Raw genomic sequence first — 15,995 nt, 5'->3', positions numbered from 1 at the left:
AGTTCTCCATTCCTGAAAATTGAGGTTCGGAGGTGAGTTAAATCTGAGTCCGTTAAAAATGCGCGAGATCAAAAACCAAGTTTATTGCTGAATCGGGAAAAAGCCTCCTTCGCGCATTTCTTGAATACTCTCTTTAACAGCCTGAATGATGCGATCTGTGTCTTCATTAGTGTGAGCGGTGGAGAGAAAGCAGCTACGACCTTCGGATATGAAAATACGCTTTTCGAGTAAGTGAAAAAGTAGCGGATCTATCTCAACGGATGCAGCAGCGCGAAATTGCGATCCGAAATTTACAAGCCAGACAGAGACTTCATTCTCTTTGAAATAAGTATTCAGGGTTTCAACTAGCTGCGAAGTTCGCTGATTCAACTGCTGCTGAAGGGCTGGGCCTTGATTTTTAAGATAGCGCAGCACGGAACGCGCAGCGGCCAGAGCAAGTGGGTGCTTGCAAAAAGTGCCAGCAAAAATTGTGGTTTTTATCTGGGGGTAGGAATCATCGCCGTAGTTCCACAAACCGCCGTCAATTTTATCCATATAAGCAGCTTTTCCAGCGATAATTCCAATGGGCATACCGCCCCCGACAATTTTGCCATAAGTTGCAATATCTGCCTCAATGCCAAACCACGCCTGCGCCCCGCCTTGATGAATTCGGAAACCACTAACCATTTCATCAAAAATCAGCGCAATTTCTGATTCTTTTGTTAATTGCCTGAGTTGCTGGAGAAATTCTTTGGGTTGCAAATCGAGACGGCGGCTTTGCACCGGCTCCACGAGAACCGCCGCTAATTCGTGCTGGTGAGCTTTGATAATTTCCAGGGCATGAGGGCTTCCGTAATCCAAAACTAAAACATCTTCAATAAAATTAGCAAGAATTCCTGGCGCTTTTGGAATGGTGCATAAATCGCCATTTATCTTTTTTACAACGGCGAGAGTTCCGTCAAAATGACCGTGATAAGAACCAGAAAACAAAGCAATTTTATTGCGTTTAGTTGCCGCTCTAGCTAATCGTAAAGCTGCCATCACTGCTTCGGTGCCGGTATTAGAAAAAGCGACGCGCTCCATCCCCGTCAGTTCGCAGATTAATTCCGCAACTTCTCCGGCAAGGTCTGCTTGTGGGCCAATTTGTACGCCGCGATCGAGTTGCTCTAATAGGGCTTCTTTAATAAAGGGCGGATTATGACCGAAAAGATTGATGCCAAATCCCATTGTGATATCGATGTACTCGTTGCCATCAACATCCCACATTTTAGAGCCAAGCGAGCGATCGGCGACAATGGGATAAAACATCTCCTTGACGGGAAAGCGAAACCCATCAGAAGCCCGATTGTCAGCGAGAACCGGACGGTATTTTTGCGCGAAATTCTTAGAGGTTTTTGTGCGATCGGTGTAGCGCTCTATCAGCGCTTTCATGTGTCTTTGCTGCAATTGTTCGTTCATTTTGAATTTTCCAGAGATTGAGTCAGGTAGGGGCGCAATGCTTTGCGCCCTTACAAGTTTTAATTGCGGCTACCTATCAGGCCACAATTTGCGAGATAAGAAAAATAAGTCCGAAACAAACTCGCATCGGCTTGTGGGCAGATAATATCAGTTCCAGAAAGTCCCTTCAACGCATTCTGGCAATCGAATTGCAGCGTGGCAGATTTAGCCATTTCTGATTCCGAAACTTTTTCGGAGAAAAGACCGACTAGCGGGTACAAAGCATGATCGGGAGAATTTCCAGCGCGCTTGATTATTTCTGCTTGCCAAGTCTCAGAAGAAACTCGTTTGATTGGATAACCCATTGAGCAAATCCAGCCAAGCAATTCACTCATTTGAAAGGACTGATTGTTGACTAAATGAAAAGTCTTTCCTAGCAATTCTTTTTTGCTCGACAAGTGAACGATCGCTCGGCTCACATAGTCAACAGGCGCTACATTCATCAGCTTATCGTCATCGGGAGTACATCCAAGTTGCACGCAACCAGCGATTAACCTGTATAGTAAATCGCTGGGATTGCAAGCCCCTGTTTTGCTATCCCCAGAAATGCGACCTGGCCTGTAAATGCTAACAGGAATTCCCCGATCGCGCGCGACCTCTACTAACTTTTCTGCCACCCACTTAGTCTGAGTGTAAGCGCCTTTTAAACCCTCTCCCGGAGTCAGTTCATCCTCCTCTCGCACGAGCTTAATCCCAGATTCTCCAATTGCCGAGAAAACGGAAATCGTAGAAATTAAATGGACTGGTTTTAGCTTACTTTGACTCGCCAATCTCAGAACTTCCTGCGTCCCCAAAACGTTAGGGGGTTTGAGAACCGAGTAGGGATAAGTAAACTTGACAAACGCGCCATTGTGGTAAATGACATCAATTTTACTGGCTAAAACTCCGAACTGCTCCTCGGAAAGCCCCAAAAGTGGTTGAGACAAATCTCCAGCAATTGGGATAATGCGATCGCTGCTGCTTTCATCCCAAATTAAATAGGATTCGAGGCTGCTTTGAATCCGCTTTTTAGCTGATTCTGAATCGGCAGAACGGACTAGGCAATAAATTTCTGCTTGAGTTTGTTGCAAGAGGTCGCGGAGTAAAAAGGCTCCCAAAAAGCCCGTCGCCCCTGTTAAGAGAATGCAAGCCGGTTCAGTTTTTGGCTCGCTCAATGGAGTTGTAGAGCGAATTGCCGGATCTAAAACAACTTCAGCGTTAATATCGAAACTTGCAGTGCGATCGCCCGCTGTGTTGCCCCCTTGTTGGATTTCGATTTTTTCAGCTAAACCAGCTACAGTAGGAGCTTCAAACAAAACGCGCAAAGGCAATTCCACCTGAAAAATTTCTCGCACTTTGGCTAACAACTGAGTAATCAGTAATGAGTGTCCCCCCAAGTCAAAGAAATTGTCGTGAATTCCTACCTTTTGAAGCTTGAGAAGCTGGCTCCAAATTTCGGCAAGAATCTCCTCACCGGGAGTGCGAGGGCCTACAAACGTATCTGTAAAATTGGCTGCTATGGACGGTGCAGGAAGCGCTTGACGGTCTATTTTGCCATTGGGAGTCAGTGGCAGCGCTTTCAGAACCACAAAAGCAGAAGGTATCATGTATTCGGGCAGCTTTTCTTTGAGGAATGAACGCAGGCTTTCAATCAGTTGTGAGTCCTGAATGCTGGGTTTTGATTGAGAAACAATATAGGCGACTAAACGCTGATTTCCCGGTTCATTTTCTTGAAGTAAAACGGCTGCCTCGCGTACAGAGGGATGATGAGACAGCCCCGCCTCAATTTCCCCTAATTCAATGCGGAAACCTCGCAGCTTTACTTGGCGATCGACGCGATCGATAAATTCTATATTTCCGTCTGGCAAATAGCGAGCTAAGTCGCCAGTTTTGTAAAGTCGAGTTTCCGGTTCCTGAGTCAATGACTTGCAAATAAATTTTTCTGCAGTGAGTTCTGGTTGGTTTAGATAGCCGCGAGCCAATCCCGCCCCAGCAATATATAATTCACCGGCTACCCCTACAGGAACTGGCTGCAAGTGCGAATCGAGCAAATAAATCTGCGTGTTGGGTAGCGGGCGACCTAAAGGAACTGTCTGGGAAATGCGATCGCCCTGCATTCGTACCTGATAAGTCAGCACGCCTACAGTTGTTTCTGTCGGCCCGTAATGGTTGAAGATCGAGCAGTCTGGATTGTATTTCTGAATTGTTTCAATTAAATTCCACATCAAAGGCTCACCGCCGAGAATTAATCGCTTTTTCGGTAAAATTTGCGAGGCGTTATCAGCGCTCAACAAAGCTTTTAAGTGAGAGGGAACAATTTTAAGACAATCGATAGAATGTTGCTGAAAATAAGCCGCAATTGCTTGAGGATCTGTTGCGCGTTCTTGAGAGATGATGTGCAGGCATCCACCCGAACACAACGCCGGAAAAATAACGGTGTTTCCCAAGTCTGCGGCGAAGGTAGAAACGGTGGCATAATTTGCACCTGATGGCAGGTTTAATTTTTCCTGAATTCCGTGCAGGTAATTGAGCAGTTGTCGGTGTTCAATGGCGACTCCTTTGGGGGTGCCGGTGGAACCGGAGGTATAGATAATGTAAGCTAAATTTTCACCAGAAGCAGAGACGAAATTAGTAGGAGAAAAAGAGGGAATGTCTGTATCTAAGCACAGGATATATGCCTTAGTTTCAGGCAAACTTTTGATGAGATGCTGTTGGGTTAACAGCACTGGAGTCTGAGCGTTTTGCAGCATCAATGCTAGGCGCTCTTTGGGCATGGCTGGGTCGATCGGTAGGTACGCGCCACCTGCTTTGAGGATGCCTAGAATTCCAGCGATCGCCTCTAAAGAGCGATCGACGCAAATGCCGACAATCACCTCTGGTTTTATCCCTAATTGTTGCAAATAATGGGCGATTTGGTTAGCGCGGGCGTTGAGTTCGCTGTAGGTAATTTGCTGATTTTCACAAACAGCAGCTATCCGGTTCGGCGATCGCTCTGCTTGTTCTTCAAATAGCTGGTGCACGCACTTATCGAGCTGGTAATCTGCTTTTGTGCTGTTGAATTCTACTAATAATTGATTTCGGGCGCGATCGCTCAGCATTTCGAGCTTGCCGATCGCGGTTTGTGGGTTGCTGGCTACACTTTGCACCAAGGCGTAAAATTGCTCTGCCAAGCACTGGATACTGTTGTCTGCCAGGAAGATAGGATCGTAATGAAACTCAGCGGCGATCGAGTCATTTTGGCGGTGGCAAGAGAGTTTAACTTTGAAGCGATCGCAGCACGCATACTGCTTGTAAATCGAAAAAAATACGCCACTAGCCGAATGCTTTTCGAGCTGTTCCTCAAACTCGAAACCAAATGGAAAGCCGGAAGAGTTGCCTAGATATTCGTGGGAGAAATATTCTTGATACTTGTATGCTTGGCGTTCTTCCTGCTGAATTTGCTGCAAGCTTTCCGCGAAGGAAAAGTTTTCTGTTAGTTGGCTCGACAGCGGTAAAAATTTGGCAAACAGCCCAAGCGCTGGCTCTAGTTCTTCGTATTTTCGACCGTCGAATGCCACGCCAACAGCGAGCTCTGATTGGCCAATCAGCCGCCAGAGCAAAATTTTCCAGCAAGCGAGCAAGAATGTAGAAAGTGAGGTGTTGTACTCGCGGGCGAGATATTCCACTTGAACCAGCAAAGCTAACTCTAATTTGACCTCAAAAGATTGGGGAGTAAATTGAGCTGGCGCGTTAATTAATCTATTTTCAAACGGCAACCTTAAACTCGCTAGCGCTGAATAATTATGCCCAGTCCAGTATTCTTTGCCCTCCGCCGCTTCCTCATCTTCGAGCAATTCATTTTGCCATTCGGAAAATTGAATGTATTGCACAACTTCATCGGTAATTTCTTGACCGTGAAGGCAGGCGGCATAGCACTGGCTGATTTCTTGAACCAGATTTTTTAGTGTGCGACTATCGGCGCACAGTGTGGGCAAACTGACCAGTAAAATATGCCTCTCAGATGAAAGTGTAATTAAAGACAAGTGCCAAACAGGATTGCGATCGAAGTTGAATAAAGCGCTCTTTTCTTGCTGAAAAATTTCTTCAAGCTTGGCTTCTTGCTCCTGGGGATTTACTTCACTTAAGTTAATCCAGTTCCACGAAACCGAGCTATGTTCTGAGATAACTTGTATAGGAATTTTTAGCCCTGCCTTTCGCTGAAAGCTTGTGCGGATAATTTCGTGGAGATCGCTAACTTTTTCTAAAGCTTTCTTTAGGTGATAGGTTTGAAGAATTCCCTCGATCAAAATAGCGGATTGAATGCGATAAGCAGGGCTGTCTTGCTGCAACAGCCACAGATATTTTTGCTGGGGTGAAAGCCGAAATCCATTAATTGTTTGCATTGTTCCTCTTTATCAAAGCACTACTTTATTGTCTTACTTTTGCCTGGAAGAGATGAGAGGGAATTAAATTCCTGATTCAGGAATCATTTCGCCCATCGCTACAACAATTTTTCGCGAACCGATAAATGGATTGCGACTGTGAGCGGCAAGCATATTATCTAGCATTAAGATGTCTCCTGCTTGCCAGGGAAAACTAACAGCAGCTTGCGCGTACACTGCCTGAATTTCTGCCATTACCGAGTCTTCAATAGGAGTGCCGTCACCGTAATAAACATTGCGGGGGAGGTTCTCTTCTCCAAAAACCGAGAGCAAGGAAGCGCGGGTTGCGGCATCTAAGCAGGAAATGTGGTGCAAGGGAAGTTGATTGAAAAATACCATCTCTTTGGTTTTTGGGTGCTTGGCAATTGCGGGGCGAATTTTGCGAGTTCTCAAATTATTTCCTGCTTTCCACTCAAATTCCATCCCAGCTTGCCGGCAATATTCCTCAACTACGGATTTGTCTTCTGTTTGGAAAAAATCTTTCCAGCTTACATCGAGTCCGTCTGTGTAGTTACGAACGTACATAATTTGCTTTTGGGCAAATTTTTCTCTGAGTTTCGGGTCTAGCAACTGGTAAACTTTCCGACAATCAACTATCGGCGTTTCTCCGCCTTGTTGCGCTGGCTGAACGCAGAAAAACCAGATTTTCATCGGCCAGCGGTGCAGGTGCGAACTCTCGCTGTGAAATAAGATAGCTTTATCTGCTGGGTAAGGAGTTGAACCGTAAACTTTTCCGCTAACTCCTTCGCGTGGCAAATCCCCGTACTCCTCAAATAATTCAGAACAAATTGAGAGTGCAAACTCCTCGAATGCGGCAACCACAGGGCCGATGAACCCTCGAAAAAGAATCCCTCCATGCTGTAGCAATTTTGCCTCTATAAATTCGCGGTTATTTTTCGCCCAGTCTGCGAGATCGACATCGGCTACTGCTGGTTTTGCGACTAAAGGAAAGAGTTCGTCGGGGTGCAGGTACTCGGTTTTTATCAATTCGCCTTGCGGCAAAGCCACTGGCTTCGGCTTGACGCTTTTGAACTTACTAAAATTGCTTTTTTCACGCTTTAATTCTTGCATGGCTTGTTTCTGCTTCTGGGCTTCAGTTAGAATTTCTAAAGTGTTTAAACGGCTGTCAGGCTGCGCCACAATGCTGCCGAGGAGGGTTTCAAAGCGATTTGAAATTTGAGTGATCGTCTCTCTGTCAAATAGGTCGGAATTATACTTCCAACTGCCGACAATTCCTGTGTCTGTTTCCGACACAAATAGCGCCAAATCAAATTTAGCGGTACCGCTATCAATTGCAACCGGCATTAAAGTTAAACCGGCCATTTCTAAATTCGGCATGGGCGCATTTTGCATGACGAATAAAACTTGAAATAGCGGTGTCTGACTCAGGGTGCGATCGGGACGCAGTTCTTCTACCAGTTTGTCGAAGGGCAAATCTTGGTGAGTGTAAGCTTTTAATGTCACTTCGCGCACGCGATCGAGCAGTTGGCGAAATGTAGGATTGCCGCGCATATCGGTTCGCAAGACGAGGATATTGACAAAGAAACCAATTAAAGCTTCTGTCTCAACTTGTGTGCGGTTTGCCAGGTCAGTACCGACGACAATATCTTCTTGATTTGTGTAGCGATAAAGCAGGGTTTGAAGTGCTGCCAACAAGGTCATAAATAAGGTGACATTGTGTTGCCTATTGAGTGCGTTTAGCGCTTGTGAAACTTGCCAATCAAGCTGGAATTCTTGAATCTCAGCTCGATCGCTAGAAACAGCAGAACGCGGTTGTTTTGCTGGCAATTGCAGCGGCGGCAAAATTTGACCCAACTGCTGCTTCCAGTCAGCGAGTTTTGCTTCCAGAACTTCGCCTTGCAGCCAGTTTATTTGCCAAACAGCATAGTCTGCGTACTGTACAGAAAGTTGGGGTAGGGGAGAAGGTTTGCCACTGCAGAAAGCTTCATAAAGCGCCGCCACTTCCCGCACGAGTACCCCCATCGACCAGCCATCAGCTACGATGTGGTGTACTGTCACTAATAGCAGGTATTCTGTCTCGTCAAGATGTAACAATGTGACGCGCAGTAACGGCCATTTTGTTAGGTCAAAAGGCTGGCGCGCTTCTTCAGCGGCGAGTCGCATTGCCTCGGCTTCTCGTTCCGCTTGCGATAACTCTCTTAAGTTTACGATCGGCAATGTGAAATTAAAAGATGAAATAATAACCTGAGCGGGTCGTCCTTCCACGGAATTAAAAGTTGTCCGCAATGCTTCGTGTCGCTTGATAATCTCCTGAAAAGTTTGCTCTAGAACCGCTACATTGAGCGCCCCCTTCAAGCGCACGGCTGCTGGGATATTATAGGCAGGATTCCCCGGCTGCAATTGGTCGAGAAACCACAGTCGTTGTTGTGCAAAAGAAAGGGGTAATTCTTCCTGCCTTGACGCACGCTTGATGGGGGGTGCTTTCAGTTTTTGCGAGGCGCGATATTGCAAGAGGCTTTCGGTGACAGTTGCGACGGTAGGGGATTCAAAAAGAGAGCGCAAGGGTACTTCAACTTGAAAAGCTTCTCGCAGGCGAGAAATCGCCTGAGTAGCTAGCAAGGAATGACCTCCCAATTCAAAGAAGTTATCGTGAATTCCAACGCGCTCTAAACCGAGAACTTCCGCCCAAATTTCTGCTATTAATTGCTCGTCGGGAGTTCGAGGGCAGGTAAAATTGCTCTCGAATTCTGCTGTGTTTGTGTCAGGTGCTTTTAGCGATCGCCGATCGATTTTTCCGTTAGGCGTTAAAGGCATTGCTTCCAGCAGCACAAACGCTGACGGCATCATGTACTGCGGCAGTTTTTGTTTGAGAAAGACGCGCAAGTGATTAATAAATTCTGAATGCGTAGGATCGGTGTCCCCGTGTCCGCCCGGGAGTTGTGAGTTAGCAACGATATAAGCTACTAAACGCTTGTCGCCCGGATTGTCCTCTCGAACCAGTGCGATCGCTTCTCGCACGGCTGGGTATTGGCTGAGTACCGCTTCAATTTCGCCTAATTCGATGCGAAATCCGCGAACTTTCACCTGGTTGTCGCTGCGCCCCATAAATTCAATGTTTCCATCTGGGAGATAGCGAGCCAAGTCCCCGGTTTTATAGAGGTGTTCGGAAAGAATCTCTGATGAAGAATTAAGGATGAATGAAGCATGAATTGGGTTCTCTGCAAAGGGGTTAGGAATAAACTTCTCTGCGGTCAGTTCCGGTCGGTTTAGGTAGCCTCTAGATAAGCCTGCACCGCCGATGTGCAGTTCGCCAAATACGCCAATGGGAACCGGCATTAAATAGCGGTCTAATATGAAAATTTGAGTGTTAGCGATCGGGCGACCGATGGAAACTGATTCATCTTTGCGATCGACCTGATAGAGAGTAGACCAGATAGTGGTTTCTGTAGGGCCGTATAAATTCCACACAGAAGCGCCGCGCAAAAGCAACTGATTCGCGAGGTGTCGGGGTAAAGCTTCTCCCCCGCACAGTATTTTTAATTGATTGTTTCCCTGCCATCCTGCTGCTAAAAGCATTTTCCAACTGGCTGGAGTAGCTTGCATGACTGTCGCGCCAGAATTTGTTAATGTTTCTAAAAGCTTTTCGCCGTTAGATGCCACTTCTCGGCTGGCTACAACAACGCGAGAACCTGTTGTAATAGGCAGGAACAGTTCCAGTGCTGCAATGTCAAAAGATAAGGATGTTACTGCTAGCCAAACATCTCGATCTGCGATCGCCAGTTGTTGGCGCATAGAACTCAAGAAGTTAACGACAGAGGCGTGGGAAATTTGCACTCCTTTGGGTTTACCTGTTGAGCCTGAAGTATAGATCACATAGGCTAAATTGGACGAATTTTGTAAACCCACGACTGGCTCGTCGCAGCTCGATATGCCTTCCCCATCTGCATCCAGAAACACGAGGGAGGCGCTATTTTTGGGCAGGGTTTCTAATAGCTTTTTCTGAGTGAGTAACACTGAAATTTTCGCGTCTTCCAGCATGAATCCCAGGCGCTCTGGTGGATACGCTGGATCGAGGGGAACATAAGCGCCACCGGCTTTGAGAATGCCGAGAAGCCCTACCATCATTTCTAGGGAACGCTCGACATAAATTCCCACGAAAACTTCTGGGTTGACACCGATTTTTTGCAAGTAACTTGCGAGGTTATTTGCTTTTTTGTTCAGTTCTCGGTAAGTCAGATATTCATTTTCAAAGACGACAGCGATCGCATCCGGCGTCCGCTCTGTCTGCGCTTCAAATAAGCCGTGTACGCACTGATTTTTCGGAAGTTCCGATTTAGTATTGTTCCACTCGAACAGCAGTTGCTGCTGTTCAGGTTTCGTCAATATTGGCAAATTTGAAATGCGCTGTTCGGGATTGGCAGCTATACTTTCTAGTAAGGTTAGAAAATGTCCGGCTATCCGTCGTGCAGTGCTAGCGTCAAACAAATCTTCGCTATACTCAAGAGTTGCATTAATACCCTCTAATCCTTCCTCCAGGTCAAGCGCTAAATCAAATCTTGCCGTTTTTCGTTCTATTTCCAAACTGCTCAACGTCACTCCTGGCAATTTTATCTGCGACGTCCGAACATTTCGCAGAGAAAACAACACCTGAAATAGCGGATTATGACTTAAATCTCGTTCGTGGTGTAGGATTTCTACCAGTTTATCGAAGGGCAAATCCTGGTGGTTATACGCGCCGAGAGCTACTTCTCGCACGCGAGCCAGTAACTCTTTAAAAGTTGGGTTGTTCGACAGATTGGTTCGGAAAACTAAAGTGTTAGCAAATAAGCCAATTAATTCCTCGATTTCGCGTCGGTTGCGGTTAGCAATGGGCGAGCCGACTAAAATATCTTCTTGCCCGGTGTAGCGATAAAGCAATGTTTTAAACGCTGCCAGTAGGGTCATAAATAAAGTAGCTTTTTCCCGCTGGCTCAATTGGACGATTTCCTCTGCGATTGCCTTGGGAATAGTAAATTTATGCACCGCACCTCGGAAGCTTTGTATTGCCGAGCGGGGGCGATCGGTTGGCAAATTTAGTACAGGGAGATTGCCTCCGAGCTGTTTTTTCCAGTAAGCAAGCTGCGTCTCTAAAACTTCTCCCTGCAACCACTGGCGCTGCCAACTTGCAAAGTCTGCGTACTGTACCGACAGTTCGGGAAGGGGAGAAGGTTTGCCAGTGCAAAAGGCTTGATAAAACGTGGCGAGTTCCTGGATGAATATTCCCATTGACCAGGCATCGAAAATGATGTGGTGCGTACTCAATAGCAGCACCCAGTTTGAATCGCTCAATTGCAGCAATTTGGCACGTAATAAGGGTGCTTGTGACAAATCGAAAGCAAGCTTTGCTTCTGCGGCGATCAACCGTTCAACTTCGCGAGATCGTTCAGTTTCAGGAAGACCTCGCAAATCTATTTCTAAAATTTTCAATTCCAGATTTGAAGCGATCGCCTGAACGGGTTGCCCGTCTATTGTCTTAAAAGCCGTTCGCAAAACTTCATGACGCTTGACAAGTTCGTTGAGACTGCGATCGAGAGATCTCGCGTCGAGTGTTCCCGTCAAACGCACGCCGACGAGGGTGTGATAGGTAAAGTTGCCTGGAGTTAGTTGCTCAAAAAACCACAACCGCTGTTGAGCAAACGACAGAGGAAAAGTGTTAGACTCTCGACTTTGAGGCAGAATTTTTTCGAGCGAAACGTTTTCTTTTTTATGGTTGAGCCGCTGCAACAGCAACTCGCGCTTTTGGGGAGAAAGAGCCGCGATGCGTTCGATTAAATCACTCATTTGCTGACTCCTTGTTGGGCGAGAATTTCCTGTATTTGTGCTTCTGACAGTTGATCGAGGTCTGCTAAAACTTGAGCGAGCATTTCACTGTCTGTTTGTTCGGCTTGCTTTTGCGCGATCGCTACAGCAAAATCGGCGACAGTCGCAGACTCAAATAAACGGTGCAAAGGCAACTCGACCTGAAATGCTTGGCGCACTCTGGAAATTACTTGAGTTGCTAATAGGGAATGCCCTCCTAATTCAAAAAAGTTGTCGTAAATGCCGACTTTTTCAATTTTGAGAACTTCAGCCCAGATAGCGGCTAAAACTTCCTCGATATTTGTGCGAGGCGCGACAAAGTTTCCTGCCAACTCCGGTCGCATTTCGTCAGGTGCGGGCAGCGCTCGTCGGTCTACTTTTCCGTTAGAAGTTAAAGGAAAACTTTTGAGTATCACAAAAGTAGAAGGCACCATGTACTCCGGCAATTTTGACATTAAAAAATTGCGAATTTCCTTGTGGGTAGGTGCTTGTTTATGCTCGGAAATCAAATAAGCCACGAGGCGCTTTTGTGCCATCTCGTCTTCTGGCGCCACAACTACAGCCTGCGCGATATCTGGATGTTGCCCCAGCACCGCCTCGATTTCTCCTAATTCAATGCGGAAACCGCGAATTTTTACTTGGCCGTCAATTCGCCCGATAAATTCGATGTTTCCGTCTGGCAAATAGCGAGCCAAGTCGCCGGTTTTGTACAGTCGCGTCTTTGCTTGCGTGTCAAATGGATTGGGAATAAATTTTTCTGCGGTTAATTCAGGGCGGTTAAGATATCCGCGTCCCAAATTATCACCGCCGATGTACAGTTCACCAGGTACGCCGATCGGCACCGGCTGCAAGTAAGAATCCAAGATATAAATCTGAGTATTGGCAATCGGAATACCGAGTGGAACTGTGTCAAAATCGCACCCAATTTTATCAAATTCGACTTGATAAGTCAGGACACCTACTGTTGTTTCTGTTGGGCCGTAGTGATTGAATACTGAGCAACTGGGAGCAAGATTGCGAAGTGTTTTAATTAAGCTCCAGTTAGTAGATTCACCTCCTAAAATAAGCCGTTTACCAGGCAAAATTGATTTGGGTTGAGAGGAATTTAAAAGGGCGGCTAGGTGAGAGGGAACTATTTTGAGGCAGTCGATGGGATTGCGGCAGAAATATTCAGCCAGTGCCTCTGGATCGGTGGCGCGTTCTTGGGAGATAATATGCAGGCAACCGCCGAAACAAAGGGCGGGGAAAATTGCTGTGTTTCCTAAGTCGGCGGCGAAGGTGGAAACGGTAGCAAAACTGGCACCGGCTGGTAGGTTTAATTTTTCCTGAATGCTGTGCAGGTAATTGAGCAGTTGCCGGTGTTCGATCGCGACTCCCTTGGGCGTGCCAGTGGAACCGGAAGTATAGATGACGTAAGCTAAATTGTCAGAAGAGGCGCGAGCGGTGTAAGATGCAGAAACAGTGGGAATGTCTGTATCGATGCAAACAATATTTGCCTGAGTTTTCGGCAAGCTTTCGATGAGCCGCTGTTGTACGAGCAAAACCTTCACCTGAGCGTCTTCTAGCATTAGCGCTTTGCGCTCTATTGGGGTCGTTGGATCGATGGGTAAATAGGCACCACCGGCTTTGAGTACGCCCAGCATTCCTACGATTGTTTCTAAGGAGCGATCGAGGCAAATGCCAACAACGACCTCTGGTTCAACTCCCAAGTTTTGCAGGTGATGGGCGAGTTGATTGGCGCGATCGTTGAGTTCTCGGTAGGTGATTTGTTCACTTTCAAAGACGACGGCAATGTTGTCTGGGTTGCGTTCTGCTTGTTCTTCAAAAAGCTGATGAACGCATTTATTTTTAGGGTAATCTTTTTGAGTTTGGTTAAAGTCAATGAGAAGTTGCAGCCGATCGCGATCGCTCAGTATGTCTACCTGACTGATAGCGACTTCTGGATTTTTGACTATGCTTTCTAAGAGCGCCTGAAAGTGTTCTGACAAGCGCTTTATATCTGCCGCACCAAATAAAGCGGAATCGTAGTGAAATTCAGCGCTTATGGAATTGCACAGGCGAAGGCAGGAGAGCTTAAGTTTGAATGGCTCTAGGCAGGCATCTTGCCGAACAAGGGAAAATGAAACGTCTGAATTATCATAGTTCTTAGGCTCTGCTTGGAACTCAAAGCAGACGGGCCAAAAGCTGCTGCTTTTTTCGTTTTCTAGGATTTCTTCCCAGCTAAAATATTCTTGCCAGTTGTACATCTCGTTGAGATTAAGCTCAACTTGCTGCCTCGCTTGTGAGAAATTTAACTCGTCTTGCACTGGGCATCGTAGGGGTAAGTATTTGCACAGCAGCCCCAGAGAGTGTTCTAATTCTTCATATTTTCTGCCGTCAATCGCTACGCCGATTATCGGGTTTGGCTCTCTGGTAAGCCGCCAAATGAGAATTTGCCAGCAAGTCAGCAGGAAGGCAGAAATATCGCTTTTGTGCTTTGGGGCGATCGCTTCCAGGCTGTTCAACAAATCACCCCGAATTTCCACCCTTTCTACTAGCGGCTTAAATTCCGCTTCTGAATTCTTCTTTTCCCAAGGAAGCGTTAATAAATCCAAAGATTCAATGTTCAGCTTTCGCCAGTATTCTTGGCCGATTGCCGTTTCTTCTGATTCGAGTAACTCATTTTGCCACTCAGCAATATCGGCATATTGCATTGGCTCATCGGCTGGTTCTTCTTGGCACGTATAAGCTGAGTAGGAAAGACTGAGTTCGCGGGTAAAATTTTTCAGGGTGACGCTATCTGCAATTAAGGCAGAGAAGTTCGCCAGCAATTGGTGCTTGTCTTGGGCGAGAGTGACTAAAGAGATGTGCCAAAGTGGGCCGTGTTCAAAATCAAAAGGAAGCAGACTTAATTGCTGAAAAAGCGCTGCGATTTTAGCTTCTTGTTCTTCTGGAGACAAACCGCTGAGATTGTGTTCCGAGATAGGAACTTCACCAGTGCTGGCGATCGCTTGCAGGGGTAGTGTCATCCCAGGCAAGCAGTGAAAGCTAGTACGCAGGATTTCGTGCCGATTTACGACATTTTGCAGCGCACTTTTAAGAATCTCTTTATCGAGGTTTCCGGTAATTAAAATTGCACCTCGAACGCGATAAGTCTGTTGGCTTTTATTTTGCTGTAACCCCCACAGATGCCGTTGCTGTGGAGAGAGTCTAAACCCTTCGATTGTTTCGTTTTGCATTTCTAAAGTTCCTTTAATAAGCCTAAATATCTTGACAGCTAAACGCTTCTGCCATACCGACAACAACCCGACGCGAACCAGAAAATGGCGTGCGTCCGTGCGCGGCTAGCATATTATCTAACAGCAAGACATCTCCTTCTTCCCAAGGGAAAACAATCGTTTCTTGCTGATAGCAGCGACGAATTTCGTCTAATATAAAATCTTCAATGGGCGAGCCATCGCCGTAATAAGCATTGCGGGGTAAATCTTCCTCTTTAAAAGAAGTTAAAAGCTCTTTGCGAACGGCGGGTTCAAGATTGGAAACGTGGAAGAGGTGAGCTTGATTAAACCACACCATTTCCTGCGTGTGTGGGTGTTCAGCGACAGCTTGACATATTTGCCGAGTTCTCAAGCGATCACCATTTTTCCATTCTAACTCTATTCCCGCTTTTTGGCAATACTCTTCTACCTCAATTTTGCTATCAGTATTGAAGACATTTTGCCAGGGTAAATCTACGCCACCGCCGTAATTTCGCACATACATAACCTTTTTTTGGGCAAAGTTTTCTCTAATATTTGAATCCAGGCTTTCAAACACTTTGCGGCTGTTAGCGATCGGAGTTTCTCCTCCCTTTTCGGCTTTCTTGACGCAGAAAAAGGCGATTTTGAGCGGCCAATTTCGAGAATAAGCCATTTCATTGTGCAGTGGGATGAATTGCTCGGCAGGATACTCGGTGGAAGTGTAGATATTTCCGCTCACCTGACTGCGCGGAGTTGAGCGAAAAGAATATTCCAACAAGTCGCCAGCAAGAGTTTGAATAAACTGCTCGAAACCCTTCACTCCGCCGACTTCAAAGCCTCGAAAAAGTATTCCTCCATGCTTCCATAACTGCGTTTCAATTGATGAGCGATTGTTCTGTGCCCAACCCGCGAGATTTAATTTTTCTACTGTTGGCTGAACAACGAGAGGTAGAAGGTTTTCGGGCTGGAGGTAGGCGGTTTTGACTAATTCCTCTGAGGACAGGCTGACGGCTTTGCGCCTAACTGATCCTAACTTTTGGGAATTGAGATTCTTTGTTTCTGTATTTGTCATAACTTTTGCTTTGGTGAAATTCTTGCGATT

General features: G+C 46.3%; 5 protein-coding genes. All 5 read right to left on the bottom strand.

The annotated features are described in order from the left end of the window. Window positions 1–81: 81 nt before the first annotated feature. The 5 genes from QUA36_RS05760 to QUA36_RS05740 all read right to left on the bottom strand — a co-directional run bounded on the left by QUA36_RS05760 (window position 82) and on the right by QUA36_RS05740 (window position 15,965). Window positions 82–1,437, bottom strand: a complete 1,356-nt coding sequence (locus QUA36_RS05760; RefSeq protein WP_333160201.1) for an aminotransferase class III-fold pyridoxal phosphate-dependent enzyme — start codon at window positions 1,435–1,437, stop codon at window positions 82–84. A gap of 59 nt (window positions 1,438–1,496) precedes the next feature. Then, the gene (locus QUA36_RS05755; RefSeq protein ID WP_333456069.1) at window positions 1,497–5,837 is read right to left on the bottom strand and encodes an amino acid adenylation domain-containing protein; all 4,341 of its coding nucleotides are present in this window, start codon (window positions 5,835–5,837) and stop codon (window positions 1,497–1,499) included. Window positions 5,838–5,900: 63 nt separating this feature from the next. Then, complete coding sequence (locus QUA36_RS05750; protein WP_333456067.1) at window positions 5,901–11,657, bottom strand: amino acid adenylation domain-containing protein; 5,757 nt, start codon at window positions 11,655–11,657, stop codon at window positions 5,901–5,903. Continuing rightward, entirely contained in the window at window positions 11,654–14,893 is a 3,240-nt protein-coding gene (locus QUA36_RS05745) for an amino acid adenylation domain-containing protein (RefSeq protein WP_333456065.1), read from the bottom strand. The genes QUA36_RS05750 and QUA36_RS05745 overlap by 4 nt, the downstream gene beginning before the upstream one ends. Window positions 14,894–14,915: 22 nt before the next feature. After that, window positions 14,916–15,965: a TauD/TfdA family dioxygenase gene (locus tag QUA36_RS05740; RefSeq protein WP_333456063.1), complete on the bottom strand. Its 1,050-nt coding sequence runs from the start codon at window positions 15,963–15,965 to the stop codon at window positions 14,916–14,918. Window positions 15,966–15,995: the final 30 nt, after the last annotated feature.

This window comes from Microcoleus sp. Pol10D4 (assembly GCF_036701555.1).
GTDB lineage: Bacteria > Cyanobacteriota > Cyanobacteriia > Cyanobacteriales > Microcoleaceae > Microcoleus.
Note: the sequence above shows the minus strand (reverse complement) of the source record. Positions and strands in the feature narration are given on the sequence as shown.